Raw genomic sequence first — 10,567 nt, forward strand, 5'->3', positions numbered from 1 at the left:
ATGATCGTGGATGTACATTCGATCCTCTCGCGGTATTCTTCTATGGTGGCCTGCGCCTTTTTTTCGTCGTATTTGGTACCGCCCTCTTCAGCGCTTGCCGCATCCTGCGGAACAACGCCTTCTTCAATCAGCTCGCCGATCTCGTCGTCCGTAAGCGCTTCCCCCGCCTCATCAGAAGGCGGCGGAGAAGCTTCGGGCGCACTCGGCGCGGGTTCAGGCGACGATATGACCTGTATCTTGCCCGCATTGGGCAGAGCACAGGCGGACAGGGTACATACAAGCGTCAAAGCGCCTATCATTATCACCAGTATCTTCTTCACATTGTATTGTCCTTTTCTCTAGAATACTGTCATTATAACAAACCTATAAAAAAGGTGTGAAAAACCGATAGAATATTAACAGATTGTTTACGGTTCTGCCATATCTAGGGATTTGATTGACGCAGCAAAATTTTATTGCTAAAATAAAGACAAGGGAATGAAGTGCTCCCGTGGGAAACCAAAACCGCTTTTACGCTGATGACTTCTGCAGGATATGCAGAAGCTGTCGGCTTTTTTTATTGACGGAAAGGAAATAATTTTATGATCGAGTTTTTAGTAGTGGGTGCGGGCGGCTTTATTGGATGCTGTCTGCGGTTTTTGATCACCAAGCTGATGCTGCCCCTGCCCGTGCAAATGCCTCTCGCAACACTTTTTTCTAATATCATTGCCGGTTTTCTGGTCGGCTTTCTGGCGGGCATGGAAAAGCAAACATCCATCATAACGCCGCGTGCAAAGCTCTTTTTGACGACAGGAATGCTCGGCGGGCTTTCTACGTTTTCTGCCTTCAGCATGGAGACCATCAATTTGTTTTTGGCTTCAGACTATGCCCGCGCGTTCGGCAACATTGTCTTTAACCTCATTTTTAGCTTTTTAGGGGTCATCCTTGGCATGTTTACGGCGAAGCTGCTTTTTAAAAACAGTGTCGCCTGAGCGCAGCAACAAAAAAGACCGGCGATACGCCGGTCTTTTCCTGCATCATCATTTTTTAGATACTTGCCAGTTTTTTGTATTCCTCTTTTAAGCATCCGTAAAGATCGTTGTACACCTCATAGTATTTGGGGTATTCCTTTTGGTTTTCCGGGATGGGCGGGCAGCTCTGGTCGGTCGTTACTGCCTTCGCGCACGCAGACACAACGTCGCTGTAAAGCCCCGCACCTACCGCGGCAAGGATCGCCACGCCAAGAGCCGGTCCCTCTTGGGATACGATCGTTTTGTCGTCGCAGCCATAGAGGTCTGCCAGCATCTGCCGCCACAGCGGGCTGGTACCGCCGCCGCCGCACGCCATCATTTCGTCGATCGTAACACCCATACCATAGAGGATATCCGCACAATTTTTCAGCGAATAGGAAACGCCCTCCATGACCGCGCGGATCATATCTTTTTTGGTGTGGATAGCGGACAACCCAAAAAATACGCCGCGGCAGTCAGGGTCTAAGTGCGGCGTACGCTCGCCCATCAGGTAGGGTAGATAGATCAGTTTATTGCTGCCTACCGGTACTGTCGCTGCATCCTTACCCATCAGGTCGTACACGTTCACGCCCTGCTTTTTCGCTTCTTCCACATAATCCCCGCAAAACTGGTCGCGGAACCACTTTAGCGAAAGGCCAGCCCCCTGCGTCACGCCCATCACATGCCAGCAGCCGGGAACCGCACAGCAGAATGTGTGGACACGGCCTTTGGGATCGATGGTGATCTTTGAGCTGTGCGCATATACTACGCCGCTCGTGCCGATCGTTGTGAATGCACGCCCGTCCTGCACGATACCCGTGCCTACCGCTGCCGCGGCATTGTCTCCCGCACCGCCCACGACAACAGTTTTTTCCGAAAGCCCCGTCGCTTTTGCGATATCCGGCAAAATCGTGCCCGTGACCTCCGGTGATTCGTATACCTTGGCAAGCATAGCAGGATCGATGTCCAGTTTTTCAAGCACCTCAGCCGACCACTGCCGTTTGGGTACATCAAGCAGCTGCATGCCGCTCGCGTCGGACACCTCCGTCGCATATTCCCCTGTCAGGATAAAGCGGATATAATCCTTGGGCAGCAGGATATGGCGGCACTTCGCGTAGTTTTCCGGCTCGTTGTTACGCACCCACAAAATCTTGGAGGCAGTAAACCCTGTAAGCGCAGGGTTGGCAGTGATCTCGATCAGCCTTTCCGCCCCCACTTTTTGCGTGATCTCCTCGCATTCTTTTGCCGTGCGCTGGTCGCACCAGATGATAGACGGCCGAATGACCTCGTTTTGTTCGTCAAGCATCACCAGCCCGTGCATCTGCCCCGACAGCCCCACGCCCGCAATGTCCTCGCCCGCAACGCCGGATGTTTTAACGACGTCCTTGATCGTTTTTAAAACCGCATCGCGCCAGTCCTCCGCGCGCTGCTCTGCCCAGCCATTGTGCGGCTGGTACATCGGGTATTCCTGCGTACTGGAAGCGATCACCTCGAACGCTTCGTCAAATAGCACGGTCTTTGTCGCTGATGTGCCAATGTCGATCCCTAACAAATATTTCATATCCTATCCTCCCGTTACAAGTTTTCTAATATTTTGATTTCATTTTTTACGATAAAGGTATCTTTTTGCGGCCGCATACCGCTCACCACATAGTCGAACGCGATATGCACCGATTTGTTGCCCTGCGTAAACGGCTGCTGGCAGATCGTCGCTTCTATCACGCCCTTTTCCATCATTTCCACGGTGGAGGGGATCGCGTCGCAGCATACGATCGTGATCTCATCCGTCTTATGCAGCGCTTCGACCGCGCGGCAAACGCCGTACGTGCCCGCCGCCGCCACAAACAAGGCGGTCGTCTGCGGCTGTGCCGCCAGCAGATTTTTGGTCGTCTCAAACGCGACGATATCGTCGTCTTCCGTTTCCTCTACGCCTGTGATCTCCATTTGCGGGTAGCGCTCGCGCGCCGCATTGATGAACCCCTGCACACGCTGGTTGTGCCCCAGTATTTTTTTGGAGCCGGGCAACAGGCCGACCTTTGCCTGTCCGTTTGTCATCAGGGCGATCATGCCGCAGGCAGTACGTCCGCTGCGTATATAGTCACAGCCCACGTAGCACAGGCGGTCACAGTTTTCAATATCGTTGTTCATGGTGATCACGCCGACCCCGTTCTTTTGCAGATCATTCAGCACTGCGGCGATCTTCGGGTCGTTGATTGGATTTAAGATGAGCACATTGATCTCGTCGCGTATCTCGTCGATCAGCGCAAGCTGCCTCTTTACGTCGTAGCCCTTCATCGGTTTTCGCAGCACGCGCACGCCGTAGTCCTTAAGCTCTTGCTGTGCACGCGCGACGCCGCGCAGCACATCCTCAAAAAACGGATTTTCCTCAGAAGACACGACCACGCCGATCACCGGCGCTTTTTTGCGCACGGCAAGCGCTTTGCCCGCAAGGTTCGGCTGATAGCCAAGCTGCTCCGCCACCCTGCGCACCGCTGCTTCCGTCTGTGGTTTTACCTTGCCGCGGTTGTTGAGCACCCGATCGACCGTTCCCCTTGAAACGCCGCTCAGCTCCGCGATCTGTTTGATTGTCGCCGACATCCGTTTGCCTTTCCGCATCCTTTTATTATGTGCACAGGCACACTGTTCATTTTCATGATACCGTCCTACCTGTTCTTCGTCAATATTTTTATGGAAAATCATTTGACAAGTGACCGCGATGGTGTTATGTTTGATTTGTACAAAATGTGCTCGAGCACATTTTCTGCATTTATCATTTTTGACAGGAGTAAAATATGATGGATATCAAATCTGTTTCATCTTCTTCTTTTGAAAAATACGGTCGTATTTTGGCAGGCCACCGTTTTCCGCAGCTTATTTCTGCAATGGAAAACACACCGCAGCCCGACTCTGTCGTTTATGAGCCGGATGTGCCGGCATTCCACGACCTGAGCGAAGCAGCGGTACTGAAAGACTCCGTTTTTGGCGGGATGCCCATACAGATCGGTTATTGCAACGGCAAAAACGATACATTAAGCGCTGTGGAGTATCATCGCAGCAGTGAGATCAATATTGCCTGCACCGACCTTATACTGATGCTTGGAAGGCAGCAGGACATCGATGCCGCATCCTATACATACGACACTTCGCGCATGGAAGCCTTTTCGCTCCCCGCTGGAACTGCCGTGGAACTGTACGCCACCACACTGCACTATGCGCCGTGTGCGCAGGGTGGAAACGCCTTCCGCTGTGTCGTTGTACTGTCTGCCGGAACGAACCTGCCTTTGCAGAATGCTTCCTCTACAGGCAAAGAAGACGCGCTTTTATTTGCCCGCAACAAATGGCTGATTGCCCACAAAGAAAGCGGTCTTGAAAAAGACGGCGCTTTTATCGGGCTGGTCGGCGATAACCTTACGCTTTAAAAAAAGGATGGAGGACTTTGTTATGAATAATATTCCTGAGGTAAAATTAGGCCTGATCGCCGTCAGCCGCGACTGCTTTGTGGTCTCGCTTTCCGAACGCCGCCGCGCAGCCGTAAAGCAGGCATGCGAAGGAAAAGGACTTTCGGTCTTTGAAGCAAAAACGACAGTGGAAAACGAAACGGACATGATCCGTGCCGTGGACGAAGCAAAGGCCGCGGGCTGTAACGCCCTCGTGGTATTTTTGGGCAACTTCGGCCCGGAAACGCCCGAAACGCTGATCGCACAACGTTTTGACGGTCCTGTTATGTATGCGGCGGCGGCCGAGGAATCGGGAAAAGACTTGATCAACGGCCGTGGCGATGCTTATTGCGGCATGCTCAACTGCTCGTATAACCTTGCGCTGCGTAAAATACCGGCGGTCATTCCCTCTTACCCCGTGGGTACGGCGGAGGAGGTCGCGGGCATGATCGCGGACTTTGTCCCCGTCGCGCGCACGCTGATCGGGCTTTCGCATTTGAAGATCATTACCTTCGGCCCTCGTCCGCAGGACTTTTTTGCCTGCAACGCGCCCATCAAACCCTTATACGACGTGGGCGTGGAAATACAGGAAAATTCCGAGCTTGACCTGCTTGTCGCATACCGTGCGCACAAGGACGACCCGCGCATAGCGGAGGTGGCTGCGGATATGGCAAACGAGCTCGGCATGGGCAACACCTATCCCGACCTGCTGCCGCGCATGGCGCAGTATGAGCTGACCCTTATGGACTGGGCGGAGCAGAACAAGGGCGCGCGCGACTACGTCGTATTCGCCAACAAGTGTTGGCCTGCCTTTCCGGAGGAATTCGGCTTTGAACCGTGTTACGTCAACAGCCGCCTTGCCTCGCAGGGATACCCTGTGGCGTGCGAGGTGGATATCTATGGCGCGCTGAGCGAATACATCGGCGCTTGTGTGACGCAGGACGCGGTCACGCTTCTCGATATCAACAACACCGTGCCCGCCGACTTATATGAAACGCACATTAAGCCAAACTACGACTACGCGCTGCACGATACGTTTATGGGCTTCCATTGTGGCAATACGCCGTTCTGCAAGCTTTCGCAGGGGGCGGTAAAATACCAGCTCATCCAAAACCGCCTGCTGGAGGACGGCGGCGAGCCGGACTTCACGCGCGGTACGCTGGAGGGCGATATCGCGCCCGGACAGATCACGTTTTTCCGCCTGCAAAGCACGGCGGACGCACGTCTTACCTCCTACATCGCGCAGGGAGAGATTTTGCCTGTCGCTACGGGAAGCTTTGGCGGCATCGGCATTTTCGCTATTTCCGAAATGGGACGCTTTTACCGTCATGTGCTGATCGAAAAGCATTACCCCCATCATGGCGCGGTGGCGTTTGCGCATTGCGGCAGGGCGCTGCATACGATCTTTACCTATCTTGGTGTAACGGATATTGCGTTTAACCAACCGAAGGGTATGCTGTACCCGACGGAAAATCCATTTGATTGATTTCCCTCTTTATCATAATTTGGTGATAGCAAAAAACCACTCCGTCCTTTGGAGTGGTTTTTACTGTCCTTATATGTTACATATCCTTAGGCCGGAATCCCTCGAAAATGACGGAATCCGTATATTGCTTTGCGTCGTCGTACTGCTCGTGGTTGCGCACCGTCCATGCAAAGATGGGCGCTCCCTTCCTGCGCAGCCGCTTGATGAGCCGCGAATTTACCTTATGCAGCTCATAGCTGATGAAGTTGGGCTTACAGATAAAATTCACACCCAGCTTTTGTATGATAAGCAGTAGGTTTGCGATCAAAAAGCGTTGGATCTTGCTGGCTGCAAATTCGTTGCACTTCCAGAAGTTACACGCAAGCTGTCCGCGGTAGATGTGCGGTGCGTTGCGCCGGAACCATCTGACCGAAAAGGGCGAAAACGACTGGATCGCGTATTTTCCCTCATAGCCGAGCAAAGCATTGTAAAGCTTTCTCTCGAGCGCTCCCGCCATGCCGCGGTTCTTGATCTCGATCAGCAGCGGCACTTTGCCGCCTACCACTGCGAGCGCTTCCTCAAGCGTAGGGATCTTCTGATCCGTACCCCTAAGGCGCAGGCTCCTCAGCTCGCGGTAGGTACGGTCTTTGAGCCTTCCCGACACGCCCGTCATGCGCTCTAAATCCCTGTCGTGGAACACCATGATCTTTCCGTCTTTTGAAAGCTGTACATCGAACTCGATGGCAAATTCAGCATCCACCGCATTCTGAAACGCCTGCAGAGAATTTTCGGCTACCGTTTCGTCGTGCAACCCTCTGTGCGCATATTGAAATTCTGTCAGCCATGTCTTTTCCTGCGGCGGGGATACGACCGTCATGATCCGGTTGAGGATCAGTACTACGACGGCTCCCAGCCCGATGACGATCAGGCAAGCTGTTAAGTCTGAAATCATTTGTTCTCTCACTTCCTTTTGTTACCATTGCCTATTATAATCGAAAACATGTAAATAAGAAATAGAAAATTTAGTAAAACTTTCTTAAAAATAAATGAATATTGATCCGTTTTGCTGTTCTTTAACATTATCTCCTCCACGTGCATATATCCTTCCGATTATTGCCGTTTTGTGGCTTTTCTGTTTTTGTGTTTCATTTTGAGACACTATATGATTTAGGTATGGCAATATATCCATTAAAAAGAAAGAAGGTGCGTATTCATGTTAACGACATTCAAAGCAACTGCAAAGAAGCTTCCGGGCGGATTGCAGGTGGAGACGGATTCCCGTGGTTTTAAGATTTTGCTGGACGAACCGCCGGAATTAGGCGGTACAGACAAGGGTCTTAACCCGGTCGAGGCGATCTTGTGCGCGCTCGGGGCATGCCAGACCATTTGCGCGGCGGCGTTTGCGCAAAAATGCGGCGTAGACCTTGAAGATTTCCATGTGGAGATGGAAGGCGACCTTGATCCCGATGGATTTTTAGACCTTGCGGACGTACGCAACGGGTTTCAGGAGATCCGTTTCACGATGCACTTTAAGACAAAATCCGGTCAGGCGGCAGCAGAAAAGCTTGCGGATTATATCGAGAGCCATTGCCCGGTGGGCGATTGCCTGGAAAACGGCGTCAAGCTCGTTCGTGCGGGCGTTTTCGTAGAATAGTAACAGCTAAAAGGCGGGGTGCTTTCCCGCCTTTTTTATTGCGTAGCTTTCATGGTACCCTTCTTGACACGCATCTTTGGGACGCGTATCATAAAAGGACGAAAGGTGACAGCAGTATGAAATTTTGTATTTTAAGCAGCTCTGTGCAAATGGACAGGATGAGACATTGCATAGAGCCTAATCCGGCTTGTAAAAGCCGTTTCATCGGTCGATGGTGTTGATGCGCGCATAAATGCGCTTTTGTTTCGATACTGTTTTTTCTGATGGATTCTGATGATATGGCCGCAGGCAATGTCCCGCGGTTTTTTTGTGCCGCGGAATGCTACTATGGCTCAAAAAAAGGAATATCATTATGAATCAGACAATACAGGATTTTACGTCGGGTAACATGGCCCGGCAAATGCTTCGCTTTGCATGGCCGCTGTTTCTAGCAAACCTTCTGCAGTCCTTATACAGCATCGTGGATATGGTCGTGGTCGGACAGTTCGTGGGCAGCGAGGGGCTTGCTGCCTTAAGCAGCGCCTCGATGATTGTTTTTGTGATCACGTCGCTGTGTACAGGCATCACCACAGGCGGCGCGGTACTTGTCGCGCAGTTCGAGGGCGCGCGCGATAAGCAGCAGCGGGCACAGACCATCGGCACACTGTTCACGCTTTCCATGCTTCTTTCCGCGCTGATCACGGTCGTAAGCCTGCTCGCCTACCGTCCGCTGCTTACATTGATGCAGCTCCCCAAGGAAGCGATGCAATACGCGGATGATTATATGAACGTCGTTTGTATGGGGACGGCGTTTGTGTTTGGTTACAACGCGGTATGCGCCGTGCTGCGCGGCATGGGCGATTCCAAACACCCGCTTTATTTCGTGCTGGCGGCGACGATCGTCAACATCGTGCTCGATCTGTTGCTGGTCGGCGGCCTCCATATGGGTACAAAGGGGGCTGCCATCGCGACGGTTGCCTCCCAAGGCATCTCTTTTCTGCTCGCCGCCATCCACCTGAAGCGTTCCGGCCTTGCCAAAGGGGCGTACGCGGGCGGGCGGTTCCTCAAAAAAACAGCAAAATTGATCCTAAAGATCGGCCTGCCCACAGCAGGCCAAATGGCGATCCTCAACCTTTCTTACCTGATCGCAACGGGCATGCTCAATGTGTTCGGCGTAGCGGTCGCCGCCGCATCGGGCATCGGGCTTAAGCTCAACACTTTTGCCGCCATGCCCATCTGGGCGGTAGGGCAGGCGATGACGACGATCACCGGACAGGTGATGGGCGCGGGAAACGTTGCGCGCGCAGAGGCCGCGGCAAAAACAGGCGCAAAACTGTGTGTTGCCGCAGCTGCCATTACGACCGTGATCTTCCAGCTTTTTGCACCGCAGCTGGTCATGCTTTTTAACACCGACCCGGCTGTCATCAGCGAAGGCATCCTTTACCTGCGGATATGCTGCGGTCTCAACTGTATCGTTTACGCCGTGATGTACGCGTTCAATTCCTTTGCCACCGGCGTGGGTGACGCAATGTTTGCGTTTTTAAACTCCATGCTCGATTGCCTCGTCATCCGCATTGCGGGCAGCCTGATTCTGGGGTTTGCACTAGGGTACGGCTTTGTTGGCGTCTACGTGGCGGAGATGCTTGCGCCCGTGCCTCCCGCGATCGTCGCCGCCGTCTACTTCTTCCGCGGAAGATGGAAAACACGGCGGCTTGTCAGCTTGTAAGAAAAAAGGGCATAGATTCTTCTATGCCCTTTTTCTTACTTGTTCTTTACGGCTTTACGTACGCATATCCGTCGGCCTGTTTATCTGCAAGCTCTGCGACTCCCGCCGGAACGACCTCCACAAAGGGAATCAGGCTTCCCTCCAGCACGGCGTTTGCCTTGAGTGCGTTCCTGCACGCCACAAACGCGACGGCCTGTATCGCCAAATCTTCCATATCCGCAAACAGGCCTTCCTCTTTTGCCTTTGCCTGCGTGAGCGACGTGACCGCCGCACTGTTCGCTAAAATCTCCACAACATATTCTTTTCCAAACTCTTCCCCGTATTGCAGCAGGTTTTTGGCGTTTTCCAACGCCAGCTTCCATTTTTTCGCTTCATCTACATGTAATATTACTTTCATTGTCATTCCTTTCCGGCCTTCGCGGCCAAGTTTTGCTCCAGAAATGCTTCCAATACGACAGCGTCGTTGTGCTGCGTATCCCTCGCGCCATACACCAGCGTGACGTTCCCCTGCGCAAGCCTTTCCCTGACAGCATCCACAAACGCCTCTATGGAAGGGTTGCCTTCCAGCTCTTTTGTGTATTGCTCCAAAAACGCGGGGAACTTTTCGGGCTCATGACCGAAATCTTTGCGCAACTGCGGCGTGGGCGCAATGTCCTTTGCCCACAGGCCGATATCTGCCTTTTCCTTTGAAACTCCCCGCGGCCACAGCCTGTCCACCAGGATACGGTACCCGTCCTGTTCTTCTGCACTGTCGTATACCCGTTTGATTTTCAGCATATCACATCACCTCGTATGCTTACTTATAAGCATACGATAGCACCTCAAACATAAAAACTTCGAAACAAAATCTTAAGAGTATCCTAAGATTTATTGACATCGTTCTTGCTGCCGCGGAAAAAAAGACGGATCACTTTCCGTCCTCTTTTTCTGCCAGTACGACTGTCTGCGTTTGATATGGAATCACAATCCCGTTTGCGTCGAACTGTTTTTTGATCGTATAGCGCAGGTCGGATAATATCTGGTTGCCTGTTACAAGGTCTTTTGACCACACGAACGCGCGCAGCATGACGGCCGACGGAGCAAAATCCGTGATGCGGATGAGCACCTCGGGCGCGCCGTTTTTCTTCTCCTGTTCGCTGCGCATATCGATATGGTCTTTGTGTGCCGTCACAGCGTCTGTGATGATCTTTTTCGCGAGATCGATGTCGCTGTCAAAGGATATCCCGATGTTGAGCTGGTTGTTGACCGACTGGTCGGGAAGCCCGTGAGAGGTAAGCACCATCTCCTTATCGAGCACGCCGTTGGGGATGACCACAT

At 52.5% G+C, this 10,567-nt stretch carries 10 protein-coding genes, 2 pseudogenes and 1 riboswitch; of the genes and pseudogenes, 5 read left to right on the forward strand and 7 right to left on the reverse strand.

What is annotated here, in order from left to right:
• Positions 1-320 (reverse strand): annotated as a pseudogene (locus tag VB081_RS08700) (hypothetical protein); the annotation flags it as partial.
• A gap of 144 nt (positions 321-464) precedes the next feature.
• Positions 465-535, forward strand: a riboswitch (Fluoride riboswitch).
• 46 nt (positions 536-581) lie between these two features.
• Between VB081_RS08700 and crcB the strand changes: the two are divergent.
• Positions 582-971, forward strand: a complete 390-nt coding sequence (crcB, locus tag VB081_RS08705; RefSeq protein ID WP_323400434.1) for a fluoride efflux transporter CrcB — start codon at positions 582-584, stop codon at positions 969-971.
• Positions 972-1,026: 55 nt separating this feature from the next.
• Here crcB and xylB read toward each other — a convergent pair whose 3' ends face one another.
• Complete coding sequence (gene xylB / locus VB081_RS08710; protein ID WP_323400435.1) at positions 1,027-2,550, reverse strand: xylulokinase; 1,524 nt, start codon at positions 2,548-2,550, stop codon at positions 1,027-1,029.
• Between the two features lie 14 nt (positions 2,551-2,564).
• Positions 2,565-3,587: a LacI family DNA-binding transcriptional regulator gene (locus tag VB081_RS08715; RefSeq protein WP_323400436.1), complete on the reverse strand. Its 1,023-nt coding sequence runs from the start codon at positions 3,585-3,587 to the stop codon at positions 2,565-2,567.
• Between the two features lie 197 nt (positions 3,588-3,784).
• Here VB081_RS08715 and VB081_RS08720 point away from each other — a divergent pair, with 197 nt between their 5' ends.
• Together VB081_RS08720 and VB081_RS08725 are read left to right on the forward strand one after the other, a co-directional pair.
• The gene (locus tag VB081_RS08720; protein WP_323400444.1) at positions 3,785-4,408 is read left to right on the forward strand and encodes a DUF4867 family protein; all 624 of its coding nucleotides are present in this window, start codon (positions 3,785-3,787) and stop codon (positions 4,406-4,408) included.
• A 22-nt stretch (positions 4,409-4,430) separates the two neighbouring features.
• Complete coding sequence (locus VB081_RS08725) at positions 4,431-5,912, forward strand: L-fucose/L-arabinose isomerase family protein (RefSeq protein ID WP_323400437.1); 1,482 nt, start codon at positions 4,431-4,433, stop codon at positions 5,910-5,912.
• Between the two features lie 76 nt (positions 5,913-5,988).
• On the opposite strand, the gene VB081_RS08730 is transcribed toward VB081_RS08725, so the two are convergent.
• Positions 5,989-6,843 (reverse strand): glycerophosphodiester phosphodiesterase, encoded by an 855-nt coding sequence (locus VB081_RS08730; RefSeq protein ID WP_323400438.1) that lies wholly within the window; start codon positions 6,841-6,843, stop codon positions 5,989-5,991.
• Positions 6,844-7,104: 261 nt separating this feature from the next.
• Between VB081_RS08730 and VB081_RS08735 the strand changes: the two genes are divergently transcribed.
• Positions 7,105-7,545 carry an OsmC family protein gene (locus VB081_RS08735; protein ID WP_323400439.1) on the forward strand — a complete coding sequence of 147 codons (441 nt, stop codon included), beginning with the start codon at positions 7,105-7,107 and terminating at the stop codon, positions 7,543-7,545.
• A gap of 352 nt (positions 7,546-7,897) precedes the next feature.
• The gene (locus VB081_RS08740) at positions 7,898-9,250 is read left to right on the forward strand and encodes an MATE family efflux transporter (protein WP_323400440.1); all 1,353 of its coding nucleotides are present in this window, start codon (positions 7,898-7,900) and stop codon (positions 9,248-9,250) included.
• A 46-nt stretch (positions 9,251-9,296) separates the two neighbouring features.
• Here the strand turns inward: VB081_RS08740 and VB081_RS08745 are convergent, their stop codons facing one another.
• The 3 genes and pseudogenes from VB081_RS08745 to VB081_RS08755 all read right to left on the reverse strand — a co-directional run.
• Positions 9,297-9,647, reverse strand: a complete 351-nt coding sequence (locus tag VB081_RS08745) for a DsrE family protein (protein ID WP_323400441.1) — start codon at positions 9,645-9,647, stop codon at positions 9,297-9,299.
• A gap of 2 nt (positions 9,648-9,649) precedes the next feature.
• Positions 9,650-10,027: a DUF488 domain-containing protein gene (locus VB081_RS08750; RefSeq protein WP_323400442.1), complete on the reverse strand. Its 378-nt coding sequence runs from the start codon at positions 10,025-10,027 to the stop codon at positions 9,650-9,652.
• 130 nt (positions 10,028-10,157) lie between these two features.
• Positions 10,158-10,567 (reverse strand): annotated as a pseudogene (locus VB081_RS08755) (mechanosensitive ion channel family protein); the annotation flags it as partial.

Origin of the sequence: Christensenella sp. (assembly GCF_034927525.1) — a bacterium.
Classification (GTDB): domain Bacteria; phylum Bacillota; class Clostridia; order Christensenellales; family Christensenellaceae; genus Christensenella.

Bases quoted from the DNA above. Each gene is read 5' to 3' on its own strand.
- VB081_RS08750 (WP_323400442.1), bottom strand. From the start codon at position 10,027: ATGCTGAAAATCAAACGGGTATACGACAGTGCAGAAGAACAGGACGGG.
- VB081_RS08715 (WP_323400436.1), bottom strand. From the start codon at position 3,587: ATGTCGGCGACAATCAAACAGATCGCGGAGCTGAGCGGCGTTTCAAGG.
- VB081_RS08745 (WP_323400441.1), bottom strand. From the start codon at position 9,647: ATGAAAGTAATATTACATGTAGATGAAGCGAAAAAATGGAAGCTGGCG.
- VB081_RS08720 (WP_323400444.1), top strand. From the start codon at position 3,785: ATGGATATCAAATCTGTTTCATCTTCTTCTTTTGAAAAATACGGTCGT.
- VB081_RS08730 (WP_323400438.1), bottom strand. From the start codon at position 6,843: ATGATTTCAGACTTAACAGCTTGCCTGATCGTCATCGGGCTGGGAGCC.
- VB081_RS08740 (WP_323400440.1), top strand. From the start codon at position 7,898: ATGAATCAGACAATACAGGATTTTACGTCGGGTAACATGGCCCGGCAA.
- xylB (WP_323400435.1), bottom strand. From the start codon at position 2,550: ATGAAATATTTGTTAGGGATCGACATTGGCACATCAGCGACAAAGACC.
- VB081_RS08735 (WP_323400439.1), top strand. From the start codon at position 7,105: ATGTTAACGACATTCAAAGCAACTGCAAAGAAGCTTCCGGGCGGATTG.
- crcB (WP_323400434.1), top strand. From the start codon at position 582: ATGATCGAGTTTTTAGTAGTGGGTGCGGGCGGCTTTATTGGATGCTGT.
- VB081_RS08725 (WP_323400437.1), top strand. From the start codon at position 4,431: ATGAATAATATTCCTGAGGTAAAATTAGGCCTGATCGCCGTCAGCCGC.